Source organism: Aestuariivirga litoralis, assembly GCF_015714715.1.
Classification (GTDB): Bacteria; Pseudomonadota; Alphaproteobacteria; order Rhizobiales; family Aestuariivirgaceae; genus Aestuariivirga; species Aestuariivirga litoralis_A.
Genome location: NZ_WAHS01000001.1, coordinates 54,417 through 80,189 on the forward strand (window position 1 = coordinate 54,417; position 25,773 = coordinate 80,189).

At 57.6% G+C, this 25,773-nt stretch carries 24 protein-coding genes; 16 read left to right on the top strand and 8 right to left on the bottom strand.

Features of this window, described 5'->3' with window-relative positions; all coding sequences use genetic code 11:
* Positions 1–82: 82 nt before the first annotated feature.
* A complete protein-coding gene (locus F8B91_RS00265) occupies positions 83–1,483 on the bottom strand; it encodes an aspartate ammonia-lyase (RefSeq protein ID WP_196501684.1) in 1,401 nt (466 codons plus the stop codon).
* Between the two features lie 15 nt (positions 1,484–1,498).
* Positions 1,499–2,527: a trans-3-hydroxy-L-proline dehydratase gene (locus F8B91_RS00270; protein ID WP_196501685.1), complete on the bottom strand. Its 1,029-nt coding sequence runs from the start codon at positions 2,525–2,527 to the stop codon at positions 1,499–1,501.
* An 82-nt stretch (positions 2,528–2,609) separates the two neighbouring features.
* Between F8B91_RS00270 and F8B91_RS00275 the strand changes: the two genes are divergently transcribed.
* Entirely contained in the window at positions 2,610–3,389 is a 780-nt protein-coding gene (locus F8B91_RS00275) for a class I SAM-dependent methyltransferase (RefSeq protein ID WP_196501686.1), read from the top strand.
* On the opposite strand, the gene F8B91_RS00280 is transcribed toward F8B91_RS00275, so the two are convergent.
* A complete protein-coding gene (locus F8B91_RS00280; protein WP_196501687.1) occupies positions 3,379–4,035 on the bottom strand; it encodes a TetR family transcriptional regulator C-terminal domain-containing protein in 657 nt (218 codons plus the stop codon). The two genes, F8B91_RS00275 and F8B91_RS00280, sit on opposite strands and share 11 nt — an antisense overlap.
* Before the next feature lie 133 nt (positions 4,036–4,168).
* Here F8B91_RS00280 and F8B91_RS00285 point away from each other — a divergent pair, with 133 nt between their 5' ends.
* From F8B91_RS00285 to F8B91_RS00335, 11 genes are read left to right on the top strand one after another with little or no spacing between them, the layout of a single operon-like run.
* Positions 4,169–5,512 (top strand): aspartate aminotransferase family protein, encoded by a 1,344-nt coding sequence (locus tag F8B91_RS00285; RefSeq protein WP_196501688.1) that lies wholly within the window; start codon positions 4,169–4,171, stop codon positions 5,510–5,512.
* A complete protein-coding gene (locus tag F8B91_RS00290) occupies positions 5,509–7,125 on the top strand; it encodes a phytoene desaturase family protein (RefSeq protein WP_196501689.1) in 1,617 nt (538 codons plus the stop codon). Before F8B91_RS00285 ends, F8B91_RS00290 begins: the two co-directional genes overlap by 4 nt.
* A complete protein-coding gene (locus F8B91_RS00295) occupies positions 7,112–8,671 on the top strand; it encodes a phytoene desaturase family protein (protein ID WP_196501690.1) in 1,560 nt (519 codons plus the stop codon). The genes F8B91_RS00290 and F8B91_RS00295 overlap by 14 nt, the downstream gene beginning before the upstream one ends.
* A complete protein-coding gene (locus F8B91_RS00300) occupies positions 8,668–9,870 on the top strand; it encodes an aminomethyltransferase family protein (RefSeq protein ID WP_196501691.1) in 1,203 nt (400 codons plus the stop codon). The genes F8B91_RS00295 and F8B91_RS00300 overlap by 4 nt, the downstream gene beginning before the upstream one ends.
* An 11-nt stretch (positions 9,871–9,881) precedes the next feature.
* Complete coding sequence (locus tag F8B91_RS00305; RefSeq protein WP_196501692.1) at positions 9,882–11,027, top strand: aromatic ring-hydroxylating oxygenase subunit alpha; 1,146 nt, start codon at positions 9,882–9,884, stop codon at positions 11,025–11,027.
* On the top strand, positions 11,024–12,235 hold the full coding sequence (locus F8B91_RS00310) for an aromatic ring-hydroxylating oxygenase subunit alpha (RefSeq protein ID WP_196501693.1): 1,212 nt from the start codon (positions 11,024–11,026) through the stop codon (positions 12,233–12,235). Before F8B91_RS00305 ends, F8B91_RS00310 begins: the two co-directional genes overlap by 4 nt.
* Entirely contained in the window at positions 12,232–13,344 is a 1,113-nt protein-coding gene (locus tag F8B91_RS00315; protein WP_196501695.1) for a polyamine ABC transporter substrate-binding protein, read from the top strand. Before F8B91_RS00310 ends, F8B91_RS00315 begins: the two co-directional genes overlap by 4 nt.
* Positions 13,341–14,465 (top strand): ABC transporter ATP-binding protein, encoded by a 1,125-nt coding sequence (locus F8B91_RS00320; RefSeq protein WP_196503844.1) that lies wholly within the window; start codon positions 13,341–13,343, stop codon positions 14,463–14,465. The genes F8B91_RS00315 and F8B91_RS00320 overlap by 4 nt, the downstream gene beginning before the upstream one ends.
* Positions 14,462–15,373 carry an ABC transporter permease gene (locus F8B91_RS00325; protein WP_196501697.1) on the top strand — a complete coding sequence of 304 codons (912 nt, stop codon included), beginning with the start codon at positions 14,462–14,464 and terminating at the stop codon, positions 15,371–15,373. Before F8B91_RS00320 ends, F8B91_RS00325 begins: the two co-directional genes overlap by 4 nt.
* Entirely contained in the window at positions 15,370–16,209 is an 840-nt protein-coding gene (locus tag F8B91_RS00330) for an ABC transporter permease subunit (RefSeq protein ID WP_196501699.1), read from the top strand. Before F8B91_RS00325 ends, F8B91_RS00330 begins: the two co-directional genes overlap by 4 nt.
* A 2-nt stretch (positions 16,210–16,211) precedes the next feature.
* Complete coding sequence (locus F8B91_RS00335) at positions 16,212–17,054, top strand: dimethylsulfonioproprionate lyase family protein (protein WP_210324311.1); 843 nt, start codon at positions 16,212–16,214, stop codon at positions 17,052–17,054.
* Here F8B91_RS00335 and F8B91_RS00340 read toward each other — a convergent pair.
* A complete protein-coding gene (locus F8B91_RS00340; protein ID WP_196501702.1) occupies positions 17,035–17,748 on the bottom strand; it encodes a CDP-alcohol phosphatidyltransferase family protein in 714 nt (237 codons plus the stop codon). The genes F8B91_RS00335 and F8B91_RS00340 overlap by 20 nt on opposite strands.
* 42 nt (positions 17,749–17,790) lie before the next feature.
* On the opposite strand from F8B91_RS00340, the gene F8B91_RS00345 reads away from it, so the two are divergent.
* Complete coding sequence (locus F8B91_RS00345) at positions 17,791–18,555, top strand: NTP transferase domain-containing protein (RefSeq protein ID WP_246715044.1); 765 nt, start codon at positions 17,791–17,793, stop codon at positions 18,553–18,555.
* On the opposite strand, the gene F8B91_RS00350 is transcribed toward F8B91_RS00345, so the two are convergent.
* The 3 genes from F8B91_RS00350 to F8B91_RS00360 are packed head-to-tail and all read right to left on the bottom strand — an operon-like array spanning position 18,552 to position 21,197.
* Complete coding sequence (locus F8B91_RS00350; protein WP_196501706.1) at positions 18,552–19,307, bottom strand: phosphatidate cytidylyltransferase; 756 nt, start codon at positions 19,305–19,307, stop codon at positions 18,552–18,554. The two genes, F8B91_RS00345 and F8B91_RS00350, sit on opposite strands and share 4 nt — an antisense overlap.
* Positions 19,304–20,110: an SDR family NAD(P)-dependent oxidoreductase gene (locus F8B91_RS00355; protein ID WP_196501715.1), complete on the bottom strand. Its 807-nt coding sequence runs from the start codon at positions 20,108–20,110 to the stop codon at positions 19,304–19,306. The genes F8B91_RS00350 and F8B91_RS00355 overlap by 4 nt, the downstream gene beginning before the upstream one ends.
* Positions 20,103–21,197, bottom strand: a complete 1,095-nt coding sequence (locus F8B91_RS00360; protein ID WP_196501716.1) for an inositol-3-phosphate synthase — start codon at positions 21,195–21,197, stop codon at positions 20,103–20,105. Before F8B91_RS00360 ends, F8B91_RS00355 begins: the two co-directional genes overlap by 8 nt.
* A 93-nt stretch (positions 21,198–21,290) precedes the next feature.
* Between F8B91_RS00360 and F8B91_RS00365 the strand changes: the two genes are divergently transcribed.
* From F8B91_RS00365 to F8B91_RS00375, 3 genes are read left to right on the top strand one after another with little or no spacing between them, the layout of a single operon-like run.
* Complete coding sequence (locus tag F8B91_RS00365; protein ID WP_196501718.1) at positions 21,291–22,037, top strand: hypothetical protein; 747 nt, start codon at positions 21,291–21,293, stop codon at positions 22,035–22,037.
* Positions 22,034–23,692, top strand: a complete 1,659-nt coding sequence (locus F8B91_RS00370; protein WP_196501724.1) for an ATP-binding cassette domain-containing protein — start codon at positions 22,034–22,036, stop codon at positions 23,690–23,692. The genes F8B91_RS00365 and F8B91_RS00370 overlap by 4 nt, the downstream gene beginning before the upstream one ends.
* Positions 23,693–23,698: 6 nt before the next feature.
* Positions 23,699–24,817, top strand: a complete 1,119-nt coding sequence (locus tag F8B91_RS00375; protein ID WP_196501726.1) for a glycosyltransferase family 4 protein — start codon at positions 23,699–23,701, stop codon at positions 24,815–24,817.
* On the opposite strand, the gene F8B91_RS00380 is transcribed toward F8B91_RS00375, so the two are convergent.
* Positions 24,793–25,749 (bottom strand): stealth conserved region 3 domain-containing protein, encoded by a 957-nt coding sequence (locus F8B91_RS00380; RefSeq protein WP_196501728.1) that lies wholly within the window; start codon positions 25,747–25,749, stop codon positions 24,793–24,795. The two genes, F8B91_RS00375 and F8B91_RS00380, sit on opposite strands and share 25 nt — an antisense overlap.
* Positions 25,750–25,773 lie beyond the last annotated feature (24 nt).

Below are 25,773 nucleotides of genomic sequence, written 5' to 3' on the forward strand. Positions count from 1 at the left end.
ATGGATTTGTGGAGTATGACGGGACGTAGCAGATGAAGCGTACGCCGTCAATCTTTATTTTCCTATTAAAAGAATAAATAACTTACGTTGGTTTTTGCCCCAGCAACGTTTCAGTCGCAAAGGCTTCGTCCAGCTGCGCATCTGTCATCAATTTGTGCGCCAGAACCACGCTGCGCAATGACTGCCCGGTGGCCAATGCTTCCTTGGCCACCGCGCTCGCCTTGGCATAGCCGACGTATGGATTAATGGCGGTCACAGCCACCAGCGAATGTTCCAGCAGCCATTGGCAGCGCGCGGCATCGGCCTCGATTCCGTCCACGCATTTTTCGCGCAGCACTTTCATGCCGCGCGTGAGCATGCGCATGGATTGCAGGATGTTGAACACGATGACAGGTTCCATTGCATTGAGCTGCAGCTGTCCGGCCTCTGCACCCAGGGTGACGGTGAGGTCATTGCCGATCACTTGATAGGCAATCTGGTTGATCACTTCCGGAATGACGGGATTGACCTTGCCCGGCATGATTGAAGAGCCCGCCTGCATGGCAGGTAATTTAATTTCGCCAAACCCCGCGCGCGGGCCGCTGTTCAGCAAACGCAGATCATTGCAGATTTTTGAAAGCTTCACGGCAATGCGTTTCAGCACGCCCGAGAAAGTCACGAACGCCCCCATATCGGATGTGGCTTCGATCAGATTGCCAGCCGCGATCATCCGCTCGGAGGATACCGCTGACAGATGCCTTACCGCCGCTTCCACATAACCCGGTGGTGTGTTGATGCCGGTGCCGATCGCTGTGCCGCCCAGATTGATCTCACGCAGAAGATTGCCCACTTCAAGCAGGCGGTCGATGTCTTCACCCACGGTCACACCGAAAGCGCGGAACTCATCGCCCAGCCGCATGGGCACAGCATCCATCAATTGTGTGCGGCCCACTTTGATGATGTCGTGAAATTGATCACCCTTGGCAAGGAACGCGGCTTTCAGCAGGCGCAACTGCTCAGCCAGAGGCGGGCAGGCGCGCACCATCGCCAATCGCGCAGCGGTGGGATAAGCGTCATTGGTGGATTGCGAAAGGTTCACATGGTCATTCGGATGGATGAGTGCGTAATGTCCCGGTTGCCGTTGCAGTTCGCGCAAGGCCAGATTGGCGATCACTTCATTGGCATTCATGTTGGTGGAGGTGCCGGCACCACCCTGCAGCATGTCCACGATGAAGGCGCTATCGGCTTCGCCGGCGATCACGCGATCAGAAGCGCGAGTGATGGCGCCGCCGATGCGGGAGTCGAGAACACCCAATTCCATATTGGCCAACGCTGCAGCCTTTTTCACCATGGCCAGCGATTGGATCAATTCCGGATAATCACTCAAACGCGTGCCGGTGATCGGAAAGTTCTCTGCCCCTCGCAGAGAATGTACGCCGTACAGCGCATCGGCGGGCAATTTCACTTCGCCCAATGAGTCGGCTTCCTTGCGCATACTGGTCATTTCAGTTTCCCCCGTTTAGAAAATTTTAGGCCATGTATCCGACAGGCGATAACCTTGCGGGAAGGGATCCGATGGATCCAGCATCACTTGTGCGGTGCCGATGATCCAGCCGCGGCCGGAAATCACTGGCACGATGGCCTTGGTACCGCCCACATCCGTCTCGCTTTCAATGCTGCAATGAAATTCGGTGTCGAGCGGCGAGATGCCGATGAATTTCTCGCCTATTTTCATTTGGCCTTTCGCATGAAGCACCGCCATGCGGGCAGAACAGCCAGTGCCGGTGGGCGAGCGGTCCAGCTTGCCGGGCCTGATGGTCACGGCGTTCTTGCCGGTCAGCACGCCATTTACCCGTTGCACAGGCTCGGTCATTTGGCAGAAGGAAATGTGGTTCCAGTCTTTCGCTGGATGCTTGAAACCCAGCTGTTCTTCCGCCGCAGCTGTAACCTTGATTCCAAGTTCGGCGATTTCGCGCGCCGCATCGCCGACAATGCGCAGGCCGACGGATTGCGCATCAACGATGACGAAACTATCGCCACCAAAAGCAATATCGGCATTGATCGTGCCCATACCTTTGATCTCCAGCGGCACATCGAGCTTCTGCGCGAAGGACGGCACATTGCGCACATGGATGCGTTCAGCCTTGCCATTGCTGCATTCAGCCTTCACCTCGACCACGCCGCCGGGCGCTTCGAGCACGAGATGTGTGATCGGTTCCTGCATCGGCACGATGCCAGTGTCGAGCAATACGGTGGCCACACAGATGGAATTGGAGCCAGACATGGGCGGCGTGTCGGCGGGCTCCATGATGATCCAACCCGTATGGGCGCGCGGATCTTTGGGCGGCACCAGAAGATTGACGTGGCGGAAAACACCGCCGCGCGGTTCGTTCAACACGAAATTACGCAGCGTTTCATCCTTGGCGATGAAACGTGACTGTTCCCAGATGGTGGCACCGGGAGGAGGCGCCACGCCGCCAACGATAACATCGCCCACTTCGCCTTCGGCGTGACAGGTGACGATATGGAGAAGCTTTGTTGTGCGCATGAGGCATTGAAGCGCGGATGCGGGCTTAAGTCCAGATGGCCCGCGCCTTGCTTTTTCAAATGGCTCAGTTGAAAGTCTTGTGATGAGCGAAGAACTCTATCATCCCAAATTGATTTCGATCCTTGAACGCATTTGGGGCGCAGGCTGGTTGTCGCCCGGCGGGCCGGCGGAAGTGAAGTTGTTGCTGGAAGGCTTGAGCCTCGCCGACAAAAGCGTGCTGGATATCGGCTGCGGGGCAGGCGGCATCGAAGTCGAACTGATCAGGGCGCATGGTGCAGCCTATGTGACGGGCATCGATGTGGAAGACGGTGTGCTGGCGGTGGCGCGGCGCACCGCTAAAAATGCAAATATCGCTGATCGCGCCGGTTTTGTGAAAGTGGCGCCGGGGCCGCTGCCGTTTCCACCGCAGACATTCGATGTGGTGTTCAGCAAGGATTCCATCGTCCACATTCCGGACAAGCACGCCTTGATGCGAGAGGTCTCTCGCGTGTTGAAGCCAGGTGGATGGTTGGTGGCTTCGGACTGGCTAATCGGCCATGATGGTGAGCCTTCCGCGCAGATGAAAGCCTATATTGCGGCTGAAGGTCTGGATTTCGGCATGGCCGCGCCGGCACACTATTCCGATGCTTTATCCATGGCGGGTTTTGAATCTGTTTTGCTGAAGAGCCGTAATGACTGGTACCGCGTGCGGGCGCGCGAAGAATTGGCGCGCCTTGAAGGGCCTCTCTTTGCAGATTTAGTTGCTGAACTCGGACGTGACTTTGTGGACGGTAATATCAAAGTCTGGCGCAACATGATCCCCGTTCTGGATTCGGGCGAACACACGCCCACCCATATCAGGGGCCGAAAGCCTAGAGGCTGATCAGGCCATCCGGCGTGAAGTGTTTGGGGAAATGCACGGCAGCACAGGTGTACAGCGTGCGCAAAGCCTCATTGCGGTTATAGGCATTCTTCATCGAGAGAATATCAAGCCACAGGCCATCGCTGACCAGGCGAATGATGCGCGCGGTGCGGGTGGCATCGTGGCTGTATCCGCCCTGCTTGATCAATGCGGCGCAAATGGATTCCAGATTGCGAATATACTTCCTGTCATTCGGGGCGCATTCCTGCTGGTAGATCGGGCGGCTTTGCGCTTCGCCCCAGAAAGCGCACCAGCAGGCCAGATGTTCTGGCGTGCAAATGGCCTTGTCAAAATCCGCGCGGATCAAGGCATCAAGCTGTTCGGCCGGATGCGGGCCTGATTTGGCCAGGGCATTTGTCCAGTTGGCGCGGTACTCTTCCGCCATGTGGAGCAGGGTGGCGGTGAGCAGCTTTTCCTTGGTTTCAAAATGGAAGATCACCAAGCCATGCGAAACGCCGGCTTCCGCCGCCACATCGGAAATCATCGTCGAGGCAAAACCCTTGCGGGCCAGCACGCGCATCGTCGCGCGGATGAGCTGCATCTGCCGTGCATCACGGCTGATCTTGCGGGCAATCGGCACGCGTGTCGGTGATTGTTGAGCCAACATATCCGAATCTATAAATTATAGATACATGAAATACAACATTTATTTGTGACTGATTGACATTTCAGTCAGAATTCCGCTAGCCTTTGGTCAAGTGATTGAAGGGCCTCAAGAGAAGGCCAATGGTGAGGACCCAATGAGCATTCGCAACAGCAGAGACCTTTCCAAATCCAATGCGCATTTCCAGAAAGCATTGAAGCGCCTGCCGCTCGGCGTGGCTTCAACCTTCCGTTATTGGGGCGATGACCGCACGATCTATGTGAAGCGCGGCAAGGGTGGGCGCACCTGGGACATCGACGACAATTGCTATGTCGATTACCGGCTGGGCTATGGCCCCGCGATCCTTGGCTATGCCGATGACCGCGTGGACGAAGCGGCAAAGAAGGGCATGGAAGTGGGCGGCGTGTTTGCGCTTTCCACCGAACGTGAGCTGATCGTTGCTGACCGCATCGCCAAGATGGTGCCTTCGGTTGATCTGGTTCGTTATTCGAACAGCGGCACCGAAGCCACGATGGCGGCGCTTCGCGTGTCGCGTGCCTTCACCGGCCGCGACCAATATGTACTGATCGAAGGCGGCTATCACGGGCTTTACGATGCGGCCATGTGGATGGCCAATATGGATGCGTGGGATCCGAAGAGCGGCGAGGATCCATCAGTGGTGCCTTATTCGAAAGGCATTCCGGTTACGCTGAAGGACCTGGTGCATCTCACGCCGATGAATGATGCGCAACGGCTGGAAGATGTGTTCAAGCAATATGGCCACAAGCTGGCGGCCATGCTGATGGAGCCGATCCTGGGCAATTGCTGTGGCATTTCGGCGACGACCGAATTTGTGAAGCTGGCGCGCGCGCTGTGCGACAAATATGGTGTGCTGCTGATCATCGACGAAGTGAAAACCGGCTTCCGCGTGGCGCGCGGCGGGGTGCAATCGCTGCACGGGGTGCGGCCAGATATTTCCACTTTCGCCAAGGCAATGGCCAATGGCTATCCGATTGCGGCGATCGGCGGGCGCGAAGATGTGATGCGTACATTCCGCTATGGTGGCGCTGCACATGGCGGGACTTATACCGCGCATTCGGTTTCGCTCGCGGCGGCCGAGCGCTGCCTGCAAATCCTCGATGAAACACCTGCGCTGGAAACGCTAGCGGCCTATGGCGAAAAGCTGAAAGCGGGCATCAAGGAAATCCTCGACCGGCGCGGCATCGTGCATTCCTTCACAGGGCATTCATCGATGTTCGGGCTGTTCTTTGCAGCCAAGCCACCGGTGGACTACCGCGCCTGGAAGAAATCCGATTACACATTCTATGACAAGATGGCGCGGCACCTGCAGGACATGAACATCATTGTCGAGCCGGATTCACGTGAGCCATGGTTCATGTGCGAAGCGCATGATCAATCTTGCCTGGCGGATACGCTGAAGGCGGTGGAGAGTGCGGTGGACCTGACGCTTGAGCAGCTGGAAACCGAGAAGCGCGCATGAGCCAGTATGACGCCATCATTGCAGGCGGGGGCCACAACGGCCTTGTGGCCGCCTGCTATCTGGCGCGCGCCGGTCTCAAAACGCTGGTGATCGAGAAGAATGACTGGGTGGGCGGGGCCGCTGTTTCGCGTTCGCTGCATCCGGGTTTCACCTATTCCAATTGCTCCTATGTCTCTTCGCTGTTCCGCCCGGAGATCATGCGGGATCTGGAGCTGTCGAAACATGGCTTGCAGATTCTGCCCTATGAAGGCGGCGCGGTTCTGAAACGCGATGGCGGCTATCTCGGCATGTTCCGCGACCATGATGCCAACCGCCGCGAATTTGCGCGTCACTCCCCTCGCGATGCGGAAGCTTATGACCGGTATTCGCGGGATATCTTGCGGCATTGCCGCTTTATCCGGCCGCTGCTTATGCGCACGCCGCCGGACCCGGCGTCGCTGAAGCCGCGTGATCTGCAGGAGCTGTTGTTCATCGGCAAGAAGTTCATGGGGCTCACCGAGCATGAGCGCAATGAGATGGTGCGCTTCTGGACGATGAGCATTTCGGATTTTCTCGATGAATATTTCGAGAGCCCGGTGATCAAGGCCTATCTCGCAGTATCCGCCATCATTGGCACGGCTCTGGGGCCAATGTCGCCAGGCTCGGCTTACGTTCTGCTGCATCATTATATGGGCGATGTGGACGGCAATGTGGGTGCCTGGGGTTTTGCGCGTGGCGGGATGGGCGCGATCACCAAGGCGCTGGCGGCGAGCTTTCAGGCGGCGGGCGGTGAAATTTGTGCGGGCAAGGCGATTGACCGCGTGCTGGTGAAGAATGGCCGCGCGGTGGGCGTAGCGCTCAGCGGCGGCGAAGAGGTTTTCGCCAAGCGCGTGGTGTCCAACATGGATGTGAAGCGCACGTTCCTGAAATGCGTGGATGCGAAGGAGCTGCCGGCTTCGTTCGTGAAGCAGGTGAAGAATTTCAAAATCCGCGGTTCATCCGGCAAGCTTAACATTGCGCTCGATGGGTTGCCGCGGTTCACGGCTTTGCCAAAGGAAGCGCCGAACATTCGGGGTGACTTGCATTTTACTGACTCCATCGAGCGGATGGAGCGCGCCTATGATGACTGGAAGGATGGGCATTTCTCGCGCGACCCGTTCCAGGATGTGATGATCCCCACCACGATTGATCCGACTATGGCGCCGCCCGGCAAGCATTTCATGAGCTGCTTCGTGCAATATGCGCCACCGAAAATCGAAGGCCGCGAATGGACGGATGCCGACCGTGATGCGTTTGGCAAAACGTGTCTTGATCAAATTGAATCCTACGCACCCGGATTCAAGAAATTGGTGCTGCATGTGGAAGTGCGCACGCCGCGTGAGCTGGAAGCCGAAGTGGGCTTGACAGAGGGCAACATCTTCCAGGGCGAATTGACCTTCGATCAATTGCTGTTCAACCGGCCCGTGCCGGGGGCCGCGCAATATCGTTCGCCGATCAAGGATTTGTGGATGTGTGGCTCCTCCACCCATCCGGGCGGTGGCGTGATGGGTGCACCGGGGCGCAATGCGGCTGCTGAAATTTTACGTGATCTGAAAACACCTTTGCCAATGAGTGAACCCTATGCCGTCCTTTGATGCGATTATCATTGGTGGTGGAATCAATGGGTTGGCTGCTGCGGGGAAACTTGCGAAAGGCGGGCAGAGCGTTCTGCTGCTGGAGCAACGTTTGGTGCTGGGCGGCGGGGCCGATATGCGCAGCTTCGCCAAGGGATACCAGGTGAGTGGACTTGCCCATCTTATCAATGTTTTAGATAGCCGTGTTGAGAAAGAGCTTGAGCTTGCGAAGCATGGTTTGAGCTACGTCGAAAGCAATGTTGCGACGACGGCGCTTTCGGCGAGCGGCGACCATTTATTGTTCGGTGGCGCGTTTGGCGAGCAGCTGGAAGGCGACGTGTCCGTAGCTGAAAGCAGAGCTTGGTTGGAGCTGCGCGCGCGGCTTCTGGCGCATGCCGCTACGCTGAAACCGTTCAAGCAGATGGTGCCGCCGCGCCTGCAGGCGAAGGCTGGCAATGACATGCTGGCGTTGGGCAAACTGGCGCTGGGTTTGCGCTTGCGGGGCAGGGAAGCGCTGCAGGATTTTCTGCGGCTGTTGCTGATCAATGTTTTTGATGTGCTGGAAGATGAGTTGAGCGATGACCGGTTGAAGGGCCTCATCGCGCATGATGCGGTGATGGGGGCCTTCATGGGGCCTCGTTCGCCGAATTCGCTTTTGCTTTTGCTCAACCGCCTGTCTGGCGATGTGCGCGGCAAGGCGGGTGCTCTGGCGCTGCCGCAGGGAGGCATGGCCAGTGTGGCGCAGAGCATGGCCAAGGCTATCGTGGCCCTGGGCGTGAAGACGCGCGTGGATGCTACCGTCAGTTCGATCATTGTCGAGGGCGACAAGGCCATAGGCGTAATCCTGAAATCCGGGGAGCGCATTGAGGCGCGGCGGGTGATCTCAGCCATCAATCCGCAGACAACATTCATGCACTTGGTGGGGCCGCGGCAATTGGATGTGGGATTTGTGCGGCAGGCGCAATCCATCCGCATGCGCGGCACGGTGGCGAAGCTACATCTCGCGCTTTCCGGTGCACCTAATTTCCGCGAAGCCAATTTGCGCACGCGTCTGGTCATTGCCCCGTCGGCCCGCGCGGTGGAGAACCAGTTCAATCCGGTGAAGTACAATCAATTCTCGCCAGAGCCGGTGATGGAGATGGTGTTGCCTTCAGCCTTTGAGGACGGATATGCGCCCGCTGGGCATCATGTGCTTTCGGCCAATGTGCAGTTTGCGCCGACTTCGCCCGAAGGCGGCTGGGCCAAGGCCAAGCCGGCCTTCCTGAAAGCCATCATGAAACAGCTGGAACATTATGCGCCGGGCATTTCCAAGCAAGTTGTCGCCACCGAGCTTTTGACGCCGGAAGATATTGAGCGCGAATATGGCCTGGTAGGTGGCAATTGGCATCACGGCGAATTGGCGGTGGAGCGGATGATGTTCCTGCGGCCGTTTGCGGGTGTGGCGCAGTATGAAACCCCGATCAGCGGGCTTTATCTCGCGGGCGCAGGCTCGCATCCGGGCGGCGGCATTTCGGGTGCTGCTGGATGGAGCGCGGCGACCAAGATTTTGAAGGGAGGCCGCGCATGAAGGCTGATCTTCTGCACTTCCAGCGGCCGCTTCTGCATTCGCCGTTTCATCCGCGCGTTGCAGCGCTGAACCGCATCAATTCATGGGCGCCTTGGGGTGGCTACACGACCGCACTCTCGCTTGACGATGAGAGCATGGAATATACCGCGATCCGCAATCAGGTGAGCGTTTACGATCTTTCGCCGATGGTGAAATACCGCGTCATGGGCAAGGATGCCGAGGCGTATCTGAACCGCGTGATGATCCGCAATGTTTCGAAGCTGAAAGTGGGGCAGGTGCATTACACCGCCTGGTGCGACGATGCAGGCAAGCTGCTGGATGATGGCACGCTGTTCCATTTCGCCGAGACTGAATACTGGATTTGCTGCCAGGAGCGGCATCTGCCGTGGTTCCGCGATGCGGCCATTGGCTACGATGTGACGGTCGAAGATGTGACGACCTATATCGCGGCGCTTTCCTTGCAGGGCCCGTGCGCATTTGCGGTTCTGGAAAAGGCGGGTTTTGCCAAGGCGGCAGAGTTGAAGCCGTTCCAGATGATGAGCGTGAAATTCGGCGGCAAGGGCATGCTGACGATTTCGCGCACCGGCTTCACCGGTGATCTGGGCTATGAACTCTGGACCACGCCCGACAGAGCGCTCGAATTATGGGACCTGCTGTTCGACGCGGGCGCGCTGTTCGGCATCCGCGCCATCGGCACCACAGCGCTGAACATGGCGCGGCTGGAAGCGGGCTTCATCATCACCAATTATGAATTCACCCCGGCGGACCAAGCCGTGCGGGCCGATCGTACGCGCTCGCCCTTCGAAGTTGGTCTTGAATGGATGATTGATTTCGACAAGGGGCACTTCAATGGCCGGCGCGCGCTGCTGCGCGAACGCGAAAGCAAATCAACGAAATGGGCTCTGGTGGGGCTGGAGCTGGAAGGCAATATTTCCGGCGAGCATTCTCTGATCTATCACAACAAGCAGCATGAAGTGGGGCATATTACCGGGGCTGTGTGGTCGCCGGTCTTGAAGTCCAACATTGCGCTTGCCATGCTGGAGCGGCCCTATCACGATGCGAAGGCTTCTGACCTGTGGGTCGAAATCTATGCGCTGCGTGAGCTGCAATATGTAAAGCTGATGGTGAAGGCGAAAGTGGTGCCCCGGCCGTTCTTCAATCCGCCGCGCCGCCGCGCCAACCCACCGGGAAGGTTTTAAAGGTGTAGGCCATGACATTCATCCGGCACCCGCAATCTCCGCTGCTTGACCATTGTCCGGAGGCCTTGCCGCCGGATGCGTATTATTCGGCTGATTGGTATCAGCGCGAGCAACGTTCGTTGTGGCTGAACAATTGGGTGTGCGTGGGGCGGCTGAATGATCTGGAGTGCGGCACGATGCGGCGCGAGGACATTGCCGGGGCCAGCATCATTCTGTGCCGCGCAGCGAATGGCGATCTCACCGCCTATCACAATACCTGCCGGCATCGTGGCTCCGAGCTTTGCCTGCAGCCCAGCCAGCCTTTGGGCAAGCTGATCACTTGCCCCTATCATGCGTGGAGCTATAGCGCTGCCGATGGGCGGCTGGTTTCGGTGGCGCATGCCACGCCGACCGATGATTTCAAGAAAGAAGAGCACAGCCTTTACAAGGTGCAGCTGCAAATCTGGCGCGGGTTCATTTTTGTGAAACTCGGCAATGATGCGCGCCCGCTGGCACCTGATCTGGGGCTTGAGGCGCTGGCCAATTGGCCGATGGATGAACTTGTCACCGGCCATCGCTGGGTGAAGGACATGGAATGCAACTGGAAGGGCTTCTGGGATAATTACAATGAATGCCTGCATTGCCCCGGCATTCACCCGGAGCTGTGCGACATGGTTCCACTCTACAGGCGCGGCATCATGAGTGCGCAGGAAGCGCCGGATTGGTCGCCTGATCATGGTGAGACGCGAAACCTGAAAGAGGGCGCAGAAAGCTGGACGATGACGGGCGCACCTTGCGGGCCAGTGTTTGAAGGCCTGACGGCGCGTGAGCGGGAGAATGGCTATAATTTCGTGACGATCTATCCCACCATGTATGTGGTGGGACATGTGGATTATGTGCGCGCCGTGCGGCTGATGCCGACGGGGCCTGACACGGCACGGCTCACCGCCGAATGGTATTTCCCGCAGGCCACGCTGAACCAGCCGGGCTTTGATGCGGCTCATGTGGCGGCTTTTGCCAAGATCGTGATGGGGCAGGATGGTGATGCTGCCGAAATGAATCAGCGCGGTTTGCGCTCTCCCGCCTTCAAGCGCGGTCGTTTGATGCCGCAGGAATTCGATATCTACAAATTCCACAACTGGGTGATCGATGAAATGAAAAGGGAGGTTGCGGCATGAGTGTTGAACATGTGAGCGCTTCTGCGAGCAATGATTGGGATCGTTCCGGCTTGCCGGGCTGGACCTATCACAGCGAGGAAATGTTCGATCTGGAGATGAACGGGCTGTTCCTCACCCATTGGCAGATTGCCGGGCATGTGAGTGATGTGCCGAAGCCTGGCAATTTCATCACTTTCGATCTGGCCAATGAACGCGCCGTGATCATTCGCGGGCAAGACGGCGTGTTGCGTGCCTTTCACAATCTGTGCCGGCACCGTGGCTCGCGCGTGGTGACCACCGAGCGCGGCACTTGCAAGAATGCTTTGGTCTGCCCGTTTCATGGCTGGGTGTATAATCTTGATGGCACGCTGCGCGGGCCAGCCCAGCCGAAATCCTATCCGCCGCTGGACAAGAACCAGTTCGGCCTGAAGCCTGTCGAGATGGAAGTATGGATGGGCTTCATCTTTGTGCGTTTCAAATCCGGGCCGCAAGGTTCGGTGGCGCAATTCCTGAAGCCCTATGAAGCTGAATTCGCCATGCACCGCACCGAAAGCGTGGTACCCGCTGGAGGAGCGACACAAAGCACCCTATCCGTGAATTGGAAATCGGTGCGCGACGTGGATAATGAAGGTTATCACGTGGCCATGGCGCATCCGGCGTTGCACGATCTTTACGGCTACACTTATCGTGATGAATTCTATGCGCCGGGTTTGCGGGTGTCCAAGGGCACCTATCTGCCGGATGGCGGCAAACTGTGGAGCGTGAAGAATTATCTGAAATTCTCCAAGGGCCGTGAGGCGCTGCCGCCAGAGCGCCGGAATCTGTGGGCGTATTATGGCGCCTTTCCTAACAATGTTTTCATTTTGACGCCCGAATCCGTGCAATTCTACCAGGAACTGCCGGTGGATGTGGGCCACGCCGTGGTGCGCGGCATTGTCTATCATTATCCTGACGAAAGCCGGGAAGAAAAACTCGCAAGGTATTTGACCTACCGCATAGATCGTGAAACATTCGCGGAAGACATGCAGCTTTCGATCTGGTCCAATGAGTCCATGAAATCGTCCGGCTTTGATGGTTTTTATCTGTCCGACCACGAGCGTGGCGTGCGCTTGCAGCATGATGAGCTGCGTGAGCTTTTTCCAGTGATGAACCTGAAACGCCCGCCATCTGGCGAATTGGCCGAACTCAATCAAACTCTGCTCAAAAATAAATCCCAGGAGGAAACATGAAACTCACCCGCAGAAACGCCTTGAAACTGGCCGGCGCTGCCGTGCCCGCATTGGCCATGCCCTACGTGCAGCGCGCCGGTGCTGCCGACAAGGTTCTCAATGTCTATAGCTGGACAGATTACATCGGTGAAAAGACCATTGAGGAATTCACCAAGAAGACCGGCATCAAGGTGACCTATGACACCTACACCTCCACCAACGAAATGGAGGCCAAGATGCTGGCCGGTTCCACCGGCTATGACATCGTCAATCATTCCGGCCTCACGCTGCAGCGTTTCGTAAAGGCAGGTGTGTATGGCAAGATGGAACTGACAAAACTTCCTAACTGGAAAAATCTGGACCCCGACGTGCTACGCATCGCCGAGGGCTTTGACCCCGGCCACCTTTACGCGTTCCCCTATATGTGGGGCTCGGTCGGCATGACCTATAATCTGGACATGGTGAAAGAGCGTTTGCCCAACGCCGATCTCACCTCGCTGGACACGGTGTTCAAGCCGGAGAATTCCGACAAGCTGGCCGATTGCGGCATTTCAATGCTGGATGAGCCGACCGATCTGATCATGCTGGCTTTGGGTTATCTCGGCGTGCCGCATGATACTTACAAAAAAGAAGACATGGACAAAGTGATCGAGCTGTTCAAGCCGATCCGCAAGAACATCCGCACCTTTGACTCGTCGAATTATCTCAATGCCATTCCGAACAAGGAACTCTGCGCGATCAATGATTGGTCGGGCGATTATGCCACGGCAAAGTCGCGCGCGGCGGATGCCAAGGTGGATATCAATCTGGGGTACTTTGTGCCCAAGACGGGTGCTCCAGCCTGGGTAGATTTCTATGCCTCGCCTGCCGATGCAAAGAACAAGGAAAACGCGCTGGCCTTCATCAACTACATGATGGACCCGAAGGTGATTGCCGATTGCACCAACTTCACCAATTATGCCAATGCCAATCTGGCCGCGAAGAAATTCGTGAACAAGGAAGTCTTGGAAGATCCGGCGGTTTATCCGACCAAGGAAGTGATGGCGGCGCTCTATACGCCCAAGGCGCTGACCGAGGATGACGACCGCTTGCTGACGGATACGCTCAACGCCATCAAGTCTGGCGGCTGAGCGCAACCGTGCCGGAGCCTTCCAGTCAATTCATTTCCATCCGCAGCGTCACCAAGAAGTTTGCTGATTTCGCTGCGGTCAATGATGTGTCACTCGATATCGGGAAGGGCGAGCTTTTTGCCCTTTTGGGAGGTTCAGGCTGCGGCAAGACCACACTGCTGCGCATGCTGGCGGGATTTGAAGCGCCGACTGCGGGCCAGATTTTCATTGATGGCCAGGACATGGCGGGGGTGCCGCCTTACGAGCGCCCGGTTAACATGATGTTCCAGTCCTACGCGCTGTTTCCGCATATGAGCGTGGAAAAGAATGTGGGCTACGGCCTGAAGCACGAAAAGATGACCGCGGCCCAGCGCAAGGACCGGGTGAAGGAAATGCTGGACCTGGTGAAGCTCACGCATCTGGCGGGGCGCAAACCGCATCAGCTTTCCGGCGGCCAGCGGCAGCGTGTGGCCTTGGCACGCTCGCTGGCGCGGCAGCCTAAATTGCTGCTGCTGGATGAACCGCTCGGAGCATTGGACAAGAAATTGCGTGAGCATACGCAGTTTGAAATTGCCAATATTCAATACAAGACCGGCGTGACCTTTGTGGTCGTCACGCATGATCAGGAAGAGGCGATGACGCTGGCTTCGCGCATCGCGGTGATGGACCGTGGTATTGTGCGCCAGATCGGCACACCGACCGATGTCCATGAATTTCCCAACAGCAAATTTGTGGCGTCCTTCATCGGCTCGGCCAATATGTTTGAAGCGGAAGTCACGGCGGCTGATGGCGGCGTGACGGAAGTTTCGGTGCCACAGTTGGGCACCAAGCTTTCCGCCGCCACATCACAAGGCTGGAAGCAGGGCGAAAAAATTGCCTGTGCGTTCCGCCCAGAAAAAGTGCTGCTGTCGCGCGAGCAAGTTTCGGGGGCGGCCAACACGATCAAGGGTGTGGTGCAGGACTTTGGCTATTTTGGCAAGGACTCGCTCTATCGCATCAAGCTGGCCTCGGGTGCGGTAGTCTCCGTCAATACGGTGAATGCGCAACGGCGCGGCGAGAAGGAAAACGTGGCGACGTGGGAAGATGAGGTTTTCCTCACGCTGGACCCGCGCTCCGTCATGCTATTTGCGGATCAAGCATGAGCAGCGCTGGCTGGTTCAACCGGCGGGGCTGGCGCGATATCATCATCGCCTCGCCCTATCTCTGGCTGATCCTGTTTTTCCTGCTGCCGTTTTTGATTGTGGTAGTGATGAGCATCGCCAAGTCGGCGGCGCAATCGCCGCCCTTCGCGTTCCTGGCGGATTTTCCCTTTGCCTGGTTCGGCAATTATGCGCGGCTGTGGACGAAGTGGCTTTATGTGCGCGCTTTCTTCATCTCGCTGACCAATGCCGGCATCGCCACCGTTCTCTGCCTGCTTGTCGGCTATCCGATGGCGCTTGGACTCACGCGCGTGCCCAAAGCTGCGCAGCGCCTGCTGCTGATGCTGGTGGTGTTGCCATTCTGGACGTCGTTCCTGCTGCGCGTTTATGCCTGGATGGGACTGATGGGCCGCAACAGCTGGTTCAACCGGCTGCTCACCGAAATCCATAATCTGGTCACGCCTGAATCCTGGCACTGGGACGGCATACAGATGATGAACACCAATTTTGCCGTGGTGCTGGTGATGGTCTATTCCTATCTGCCCTTCATGGTGCTGCCGCTCTATGCCAACCTCGAAAAGCTGGACCGCACGCTGGATGAGGCGGCGATGGATCTGGGCTCGAAGCCCTGGCAAGTGTTCCTTGATGTGACGCTGCCGCTTTCCATTCCGGGTATCGTGGCGGGTGGCCTGCTGGTGTTCATTCCGGCCTCTGGTGAGTTGGTAATCCCCAGCCTCGTTGGCAATGTGTCTGACCCGATGATCGGATATGTGATCAGTCAAGAATTTGGCTCCAATCATGATTGGCCGATGGCGTCTTCCATCGCGGTGGCGCTGCTGCTTCTGCTGGTGGTGCCGCTGATGGCCTATAATCATTTCGAAGCGCGCGCACAGACGGGGCCGGACAAATGAAACGCACCTCCACATTTCTGATTTCGATGATGTGTTTCGGCTTTGCGTTTTTCTATGTGCCGATCCTGTCGATGATTTTCTTTTCCTTCAACAAGTCGCGGCTGGCCACATTGTGGGGCGGCTTCTCGGTGGAATGGTATGGCAAGCTGTTCAGCAATCCGCAGATTCTCAATGCAGCATGGCTGTCGCTGCAGATCGCATTGCTGAGCGCCACCATGGCCACCATTCTGGGCACCATGGCGGGGATAGCGCTGGCGCGCTTCCGCCGCTTCCGCGGGCGCACATTGCTGTCGGGCCTGATCACCGCACCGCTGATCATGCCGGAAGTGATCACCGGCATTTCATCTTTGATGCTGTTCATCATGATGGCGCAATGGATCGGCTGGCCGGGGCAGCGCGGCTTCACCACGATCCTGATCGCGCATATCACTTTCTCAATGACTTATGTGACCACCATCATCCAGTCGCGCCTGGCCTCGATGGATAATTCGATTGAGGAAGCGGCGATGGATCTGGGCTCAAAGCCCTGGCAAGTGCTCAAGGATGTGACGCTGCCGATCATTTCGCCGGCGATCATTTCGGGCTGGCTTCTGGCCTTCACCATTTCGCTGGATGACGTGGTGATCACCAGCTTCACCACTGGCCCCGGCTATAACACGCTGCCGATGATCATCTGGAGCAAAGTGAAGCTGGGGGTGACGCCGGACATCAATGCGCTGGCCAGCATCATTGTGCTGGTGGTGGCTTTGGGCGTGGGCATCGCGGCCTTCCTGCTGACCAGCGCAGAGCGCCGGCGCGAGCGTGACATTCAGCTGGCGATTGCGGCCAACCAATAAAGATGCCGGAGATTATTCCGCAAAACGACGAAGACAAAGAACAACTCACGTATCTTCGTTCTCCGCCGGGAGAGAGAGGTTCGGGCGCGGTGCGTTACGCGGCGGCGATGTATTTCTTCCAACGCGGCATGCTGCATGCGCGTGACCTTGAGGCTTATCGCGCCCTGAGCAAGGTGGATGGCACGGCGGATAATCCTGCCGGGCAGGCGATCATGCAATTGGCCATGGAGACTGAGCGCTATATCAGCGGGCTCGAATTTCCCGGTAAAGCCGATGTGATGGACGGCCTGGCGCGGTGGATGCGCGGGGCTCCGCAGGCGGTGAAGCCCGGCCATGTTCCGGCGCGCAGCCATGCGCGGGAGGCATTGGCTGCGATGACGGATACGCGGCTGGCATCCGCCTTGGCTTCTGCGGTGCCGGTGCTGGGTTGGAGCGCTTTCACGCAGTACCCGGCTGATGAAATCGGCGCCAAATTTCTGCGTAACAATGCTTTTGCATCATTGGTGGGTGAGGGCTCGCCTTATCCGGCAGAAGATTTCGATCTCGGGTTTTTCGTTGTCGGGCCGCATACTTTTTACCGCGATCATTGCCATGCTGCGCCCGAGCTTTATGCGCCGCTGACCGGGCCGCATGGTTGGCGCTTCAAGCCGGGTGATCCGCTGCAATGGCTTGATGCGGATGTTCCGGTTTGGAACCCGCCGAACCAGCCGCATGCCACGATGACGGGCGATGTGCCTTTCCTCGCGATCTATTGCTGGACCCGCGATGTAAATGAGCCAGCGCGTGTGCTGTTCAGCAATGATTGGACAGCCATCGAGACGCAGTTCAGCGCTTCGTCAAAGTGAAATAGCCGGACGCAACCGCGATCGCGGTGTCGGCCCCATGATAGAGGCACAAGGCGATCATCAAGGTGGGCAATTGCCCTACGGACCAGGCCAGCAAAGCGAGCAAGGGCAGCAACGTATCCAACCCGGAAAACCCGCTATGGATCAGTTCGAAAACATTTGGCCTTGCCTTTGTGTTTGGCTTTGTGCGCTGAATGCGTAGTTTCAAATCGCTGCGCGTGAGTTTGCCGAAGGTGGCGCAGACGGCGCAGAACAATCCCAGCGCCAGCCAACTTGGTGCAGGGCCAGGCGAAATGCCATCCGTGATCAATCCAAGTGCTGCAAGGCCAGTGATACGGTTTACCCCATCGCATGCGGCATCGAGATAGGCGCCTTGCGGGCTGGTTTTCCCGGTGGCACGGGCGAGCGGGCCATCGGCACAATCAAACAACGAGAACAACACGCCGAACAGCGCGTAGAGCGGCAGTGCCGTATTGGGTGGCCAGAACCAAGCCACAACAGCCATCATCACCGTGGCCACCAGGCCTGCGAGGGTGAGTGTGGTGGGGGATATGTGCAAAGCCATCGCCACCCGCGCCAGGGCAAAGGCGGGCAGCCGGTAAAAAATGGCGGAGCCCCAATCGCCCCGGATTTCATCGTGGAACTTGTTGTGCCAATAGTCCTGCGATATGGCCTTGAGGGTGGGGCGCGTCATGCTAGAAATTCAATATCCGTTGGGCAGTACCGGATCACTCTAATGAAAAACATCACAGCCGTCATCCTGGCAGCGGGACGAGGCACCAGATTGCACGGACCGAACGGCGGCAAGCCCAAGGGCTTTCTCCCGGTTTTGGGCAAGACGTTCATTTCACGCGCCGTCGATATTCTGCAAGTCAGCGGGGTCAAGGATGTTGTGATCGTCACCGGGCATGAAGCGGGGCAATTCGAAAACTTCGCTGCCACGCGAACTGGCGTGCGCTGCGCTTACAATCCGGAGTTTGCCAGCAAAGGTGCGGTGCAGAGTTTCATCGTGGGATTGCAGGCCAGTTCCGGCAGCGTGATTATGCTCGACGCCGATATTGTTTATGAAACGCGGGCGGTGGAGGCGGTGGTGAATGCGCCTGGGGACAGTGCCATTGCGCTTTCCAGCATCAGCGGGCTGGGGGATGAGAATCTCGCCTGGACTGTGACGAGCGATCGAGGTCCAAGGCGATTGGCCCATATTTCCAAATTGCGATCCAGCCGCGATGGCTCGCCCGACTCTGAGCATGTTGGAATTATCAGGATGAGCGCGGCCCTTAGCGATGATTTGCGACGAGAGGGCGGGGCGATGGCCGATCGGAATCCGCACACGCTGTATGAGGAATGCCTAAATCATTTTCTTCCGGTCCATCCGGTTGAAGGTGTTTTCTTGCCCGAACTCGTATGGACAGAAGTGGATGATGAGGCGATGTGGCAGCATGCGCAGGAAAATGTGTTTCCGAGGCTGGCCCTTTGCGATGCCGAGGTTGGTTTTCGCTAAGTCAGCACGCGCTGCAGCACGATGGCGGTGAGCGGAGCCGCGACGATCCAGGCGTCATAAATGTCGAGCATTCCACCTTGGCCTTGAAGGAGAACGGGATAGTCTTTGCGCCCCGCATTGCGCTTGGGCCATGATGCAGCAAGGTCGCCGAGCGTGGCAAAGGCCGCCGTGCAAATTGTGGCCCACGCGGCCTGAGCGGGCGTTGTGATGCCGGCCAAGGTCAGAAGGAGTGCGGCGACAGCGAGCGCCAGAAATCCGGTGGCAAAGCCTTCCCAGGTTTTGTTCGGGCTCAAGGCGGGGGCCAGCGGTGTGCGGCCGAACAGCCTTCCGCCGAGCAGGGCGAAACTGTCGAAGAATTCGACCAGCAAAAGTGACAGCAAGAGTGTGGTGGCGTGGGCCTTGTTGTCCAATTCCACACCAAGCAGGATCAGGGGCAGAATGGGCATGATCAAAAAGCCCACCAGCGCGGGCAACCGGCGTTGCTTTGGGGCCGCGCGCAGCACGATGAGCGCTTCGCAGATGATGCGGGCAGCAAAGGCCGCGAAGGCCAGCCAGATCCAGGGATGCGGCAGCAACACCAGCACTACGGGCAAAGCAAGAATGAATGCCTCCTGCAGAAGCATGCGTCGCGCGCCGGCCAGACGTGGTGCAAGCTGCGGTGACAGAAGCAGCACATGCAGAAGCGCCATGCCGCCGATCCAGGCGCAGAGCATTGCAATCAACAGAGGCTGAAGCGCTGCCGCAGGGATCAAGATTTTGCATCCAGGCGCGAGATGATGCTCTTGTGGTAGCGCCGCGAAACGGGCGCAAGAATGCCGCGCAACACTGAGATCAAAAGGGAGCGTCCGCCCATGGTGATGAGAAATTTTCCGGCTTTGGCGCCGGCTATCGTGACGCGCGCCACATGTTCCGCACTCTGTGAGGTGTGGCCGGCAATCTCGCTGGTGACGGCCGGCCGGCGTGCGCGCTCATAGGCCAGTTGCGGCGTGTCGGTATCATCCGGGCAAACAAGCGAGACGCAAATCTTCGGCGCGAGTTCCACCATCAGGGCTTCGGCTAATCCGTGAATGGCAAATTTGGAAGCGCCATAGGAGGCATAGCCATAGAGGCCGACCAGGCCTGCTACCGAGGAGAACAGGATCAAATGCCCGCCTTCGCCTGCGATCATTCCTGGAGCCACGAGATGTGCGAAGTTCAGGGTGCCCAGTGTATTGGTTTGCAGCTGGGCCGCATGTTCGGCAATCGGCTGGTCGAGAAATTTGCCCGGCTCGCAAATGCCAGCACAGGCGATCGCCCATTGCACGGGGCCGTGCTGTGCCACGGCATCAGCGATGGCTTGCTGCAGCTTTGCATAATCATTCACATCAACTGACGCCATGATGATGGAGGCCGCGGGGGCAACCGCTCTGATCTGGTCAGCGGCCTGTGCCAAACGCTGTGTGTTGCGGGCAATCAGCGTTACCGCGAAACCATTTTTGGCCAGTTCCTGTGCACAGGCCAGGCCAATGCCGCTGCTGCCGCCGGTAATAATGGCGTGCGGCGGGCGCTCAGCCATGAGCAGAAGGTGTGGCTGCAAAATCCAGCAGGCTTTGATAGGCGACCGTATCGGCCATCTGTTGCGGCGGGTGTTTGAACAGGAAGGCTGAGGCCTGCCAGATTGCGCCTTTCAATCCACGGTCGCGCGCGATGCGGGCGCAGCGGATGGCGGAGATTGCCATGGCGGCGGCATTGGGAGAATCTTCTACCGTCAAGCGCGTCTCAATGCTGACCGGTGCGCCCCCGAATATGCGGCCTTCCAGCCTGATGTATCCCACCTTCTGGTCATTGAGCCATGGCACATAGTCGGAGGGGCCGATGCGCACATTGTCATCGGCCAGCCGGTCATTGACCGAGGACTGCACGGATTCGGTCTTGGATTTGCGCTTGCTGTCGAGGCGGGCACTATTGGCCATATTCAGGAAATCGGTGTTGCCGCCGATATTCAGCTGATAGGTGCGATCAAGCTCGGCATCGCGCAGGTCAAACAGGCTGGCCAGCGTGCGGTGCAGAACGGTGGCGCCGATCTGCGCCTTGAAATCATCACCCAGCAGCGGCAAACCCGCATCGTCGAAGCGCTTGGCCCAGCCCGCATTGCTGGCCAGAAAAACCGGAATGGAATTCACAAAGGCGCAGCCCGCTTTCAAAGCGCAAGAAGCGTAAAATTCAGTGGCCTTCTGCGAACCCACGGGCAGGAAATTGATGACGACTTCGCACCCGGCCTGCTGGAGCAGGGCAACCACATCCTGCTCGCTCAGTTCCGGGGCATCGCTTTCCACGAAACGGCGGCCTTCGCCATGGGTTTGCATGCTGGATGAAAGCCCGTCGAGTGTTGGGCCGCGTGCCACCTTGATATTGCTGGGTGGCAGATCACGCTGAAAGACATAGGTGCAGTTGGGCGGCTGGAAAATGGCTTCGTTGAGATCATGTCCAACTTTGCGTTGGTCGATATCGAAGCCTGCAACGATTTCGATTTCGCCGGCACCATAGCCGCCGAGCACTGGAAAAGGCAGCCCAATGGGATCTGCCTCCTTGCGGCAATAGTAGACACCCTGGACAAGCGCGCTAGCGCAATTGCCCAAGCCAATGATTGCCGTTTTTATCACCCCAGCCGTTCCCCAATGTTGTTTTGGCGTTAAAACTTTGTTAGCCAATCAGGAATGGCGATTCAACAAGTTACACGTCAAAGTAGACCAGACATGCAAGCAGAGCGCGTGTATAGGGCATGGTCTATACAACTTTTGCTTGTATCTGGGCCTGTGGCAACGGTCCTGTCCATCCTTGCTGCGCACGCCGCCAATACCATCATCCATTTTGACGCCTATAGAAATGGACCACCCTCAATCAGCCGCGCCATTGTCGATCCAGTGATTGGCGTTCCTTTTGCCTATGCCATGATTGTCGATGCGTTGTTGATCGGTGGTGGGGCTGCCATGGCGATTGCGAGTTATGCGTGGCTGGTGTCACGCCTGCTTATGCCGCGGCGCTGGCATTTTGTTGTCGGCGCCATTGCGCTGGCGGAGGCTTTCGCGGTGGCCGGTATGGTGGTGCTTTCGCAATTTCGAACGTCGCCATGGCAAGAATGGCATGACGTTGGAAGCTACATGCTGTTTTTCGGCCATTGTGTTGGGATTGGCTTGTCGGGAATTCTGGCGCGGCGTGTGGTGGTGCAAATGGCGGGAGCCTCCCAGCCAGAGGACCGCGAACTGGTAGCAAGCGTGAAGTGGGCCCCGCCGCATTCCTGGTGGGTGGTGATTGTCGGAATTGTGTTTGGCGCGCTCTATTTCGGCGGGCACATGTTGGGCGATACCCTGCTTTTCTGGCGCCGGCTGCTCACGGCGAGTATCGAAGTGCTGCTGATTTCATATTTTGTCTGGTATCTCTGGCGGTATACAAAATTTGTTTTATTGGTGAGCAGGGCCAAGGCAGGGCCGGGATCCGCATGAAACTCGACCGCCGGCTTCTGTTCAGCATGATTGGCTTTCTGTGGCTGCACGCGCCGATGCGGCTGAAATATGCGCTGATCGTCCTGGCCATCACCACCGGTTTTTCCCGCGACTTTCTGATGGTGGTGGTCAACAAGGCGGCAGGCAGCGATATGGCCACTGCCTTTCACATTTACCTTCCGGTGTTCGTGGCGCTTCTCGGCATCTTTGTAGTTGCGACCTATAATTATCATGTGCTGGTCACTGCGGCGAATACGGAAGTCGTCAACAATGTGCGGCTGAAGCTGATCCGGCGGTTGCTGAATGCCGCACCCACCGTGATTGAATCGCATAAGCGCGGTTTTCTTTATCATATCCTGACCACTGATGTGAACATTGTGGCCAGCACGTCCAACATGATGCTCACACTGCTGCCGCTGTTCATTTTTCTCGTTGTGGCCATTCCGCAGCTGTTTTTCTATTCGTGGATCGCCGGGTTGTTTTCAGTTGCGGTGATGCTGGGCGGTGTTCTCGCCTATTATGTGCAACAGAAATCCATGGCTGCCCTTGGTGTGGATGTGCGCCGGCTCGAAGTTGAATATTTCGAAGGCGTGTCGGGGATGATCGATGGCTACCGGGAAACCAAGCTGAACCATGCGCGGCGCAACAGCTTTGTGGCTGATGTGGCGGCCAATCTGAACAAGCTTCGGCTGGGGCTTATTTCCACCAGCAGAGTTTATGAAACTGGCGAAGTGGCCGTCAGCATGCTCAAATTCCTGCTATTCGCAGGCATTGTATTTCTGGCACCGTGGCTCCATGAAACGGCGGCACAGGTCACGTTTTCCGTGCTTACGCTTGTGCTGTTCTGCATGACGCCGTTTGAGCAGATCATTTCCAGTTATCCGTCCACGATCGCCAGCCTGGTGTCGTTCAGCCGCATCGAAGCGCTGGACGCGGAATTGGGCCCGCCGCTTCCCTTGATTGAGGATGCCTCGAAGCCGAAGCCGTTCGAGAGTTTGCAGTTGCGCAAATGCAAGGCCCGCTACAAGGCGCAACAGGGGAGGAATTTTGATCTTGGACCGATCGACCTCACCATCAAGCGTGGCGATGTGGTTTTCCTCGTGGGTGCCAATGGTAGCGGCAAGACCACCTTGCTCAATGTGATCGCCGGCCTGCACGAGCCCGTCTCCGGCGAGAGGCAAGTGAATGGAGAGACGTTGTCGCCGAACGGACTCGATGAATATCGTGCACGTATTTCGGCGGTGTTCGCGCGCTATCACGTTTTCCGGAAGCTTTTCGGGCTGGAACATGTGCCCGACACCAAAGTGAGCGAGATGATGAACCATCTCAATCTGCGTGGTGAAACCGGATGCATCGGTGGGCAGATCACGCGCATGGAAATGTCGTCAGGCCAGAAGCGCCGGCTTGCCCTGGTGGTCAGCCTGCTGGAAGACCGGGACATCCTGATCCTCGATGAATTCCTTTCTGATCAGGATCAGACTCAACGGGTTTTCTTTTTTGAGACTTTGCTGCCGGAACTCAAGGCCAAAGGAAAGACCGTGATCCTGGCCACGCATGATCTCAATTGGGCGAAGGCGTGCGATCAGTTGGTGACGTTGGCGGACGGCAAGATTGTCAGCGTGACGCACCCGCGCGAAGCCGCCGTGCCGGCCTAGGCTCACATGCGCATCCTTCTCGTTTCCGCCTATGACCTGTCGCGTCCAGGCGGTGTGCAGTCTCACATTCATTCACTGGCAGAAGCGCTGCGGCAGCGCGGCCACGATGTGAAATGCGTAGGGCCAGGGCAGCAGGGACTGGGCGCGGCGAAATCCATCTCGCTGTCGGGCACGGGATTTGAAGTCAGCTTTGTTAGCCGGGTCAGCCTGCAGCAATTCCTGAAGGAGATGGCGGCATGGACACCGGATGTCGTCCATGTTCACGGCATCTGGGTACCTTTTTTGCCCATACAGATATTACGAACTGTTCCTGCAGCGCGGGTTGTGACTTTTCATGATACGACGGCGCCTTCTTTTTCAGGCTTTTTGTTGCGGCAGGCGTTCAAAGTTCTGAGCAGGCTGGTGCTTGCAAATGTGGATGCGGCAATTGTGGTTTCGCGCCTGCCATTGGCGCATTTGCGGCCAGGCCGGAATGGCGTGAAACCTGTTATCCTGTCGCCTGCGGTGGATCTCGCTCCTTTCACAAAGCTGCGGCGAAAGGCGAAAGCTGGGCGGCCTGTCGTTTTGTATTGGGGCCGATTGGAACCGCGCAAAAACATTGGAACACTGTCGGAGGCCATCAAGCTGATCGCGGCCGGGCAAGATGAACTTGCTCCACACTTTGTGATCGCAGGTGCAGGCGTGGATGCGGGCAAGGTGCTTGCTTTGCAACAACAGCTTGGAGACGAGTGGATTAGCTTCGTCTCACCGCCTGATCCTGCAGGATTGCTGGAGCTGATCGCAAAGGCATCGCTGGCGGTGTTTCCCGCGGCCTATGGAGAAAGCTTTGGCATTGTGCTGGCTGAGGCCATGGCATCCGGGCTTCCCATTTTGGCGGCCGACAATGCGGGTTACAGCGATATGCTGGGTGCCGAGGGAGCGGACATGTTGTTCGCGAAGCATGATGCTTCGGCACTTGCAGACAGGATCATGGCGCTGCTTGCCGACAAGGCCCCACGGGATGCGCAAATCGCTGCGGGCCAGCGCATCGCCGCATCCCATGATGTAATCCAGCAGATAGAAAAATTCGAAACGATCTATCGAGAGGCCGTCATTCGGCATCAAAGCTCGAAACGCGAGGCTTGAGGGAACCAGTTTTCCAACTGGCGGCTGGCCAGCCAAGTGGTAACGCGTGACGGATGCGCGCCGAAATTGTCGTTGAAGGTGGACCAGCGGGCTTCCGGATGCCTGGCCTTGCGCAAAGCGTTCCAGGTGACGGGCCAGAAATTTTCCAGCGGAACATAGGCTGTCTTGATGCCGCTGGCGCTCACCGACTCCAGTACCGCCTTGCCTTCGGCATGCAGCATCCAGGGATAGACGATGGAAGGCACGATATTGTTTGCGGCGCGGAATTTTGAAGCCCGTGTGATTGCGAATTCTTCCGCGAAGGTTTCGGTCATGCGTTTCCAATCCCGGCGGCGGATCAGGCGGGGTGAATGGGCAAGCTGGCGGCGGCGCGCGGGGTTGAAGTGCCTGTCCAGCAATGCGCCCGTATGGGCCTGCGCCAGATTCCATGGGCTGGTTCTTTCCGGATTTGAAATCTCTGCGTTGCGTGGTTCCCAAAGGGTCCATGGGAAGACGCGCAAGCGGCCATCCTCATCTTCAAAATCTGCCAGATTGAGCGGTGCACGCGCCACCATGTCATCATTGAAATAGATGAAACGCTCACTGAGGCCCGGCAGCAGATGCAAATGGCTGTTGATGGCGAATGAGTTGAAGGTGGGCAGGTTTGCAGGATCGATGATCTCATCATGATGCACAATGCGCAATTGCGGGTGTGCTGTGTTGAGCCAGTGCGGCACCTGTGGCCTGCAGGTGAAGAGATGAATTTTCCCTACCCAGGCGGGCAGTGGCTCAAGGCTGCGCAGGCTGTAACGGAGCAGGCCGAGATTATCGCGGGTGCGATTTGGATTTGTGTCGGCGGGCTTTTGGGCATGCTGCAAAAGTTCTGCGTGGTGGCCCGGCCAGGCATCGTCCACCCACGTGTAAACGATATCGACTGTTTCAGTCTTGGCCAAACGGGTCGCTCCTGCTAGTCATAC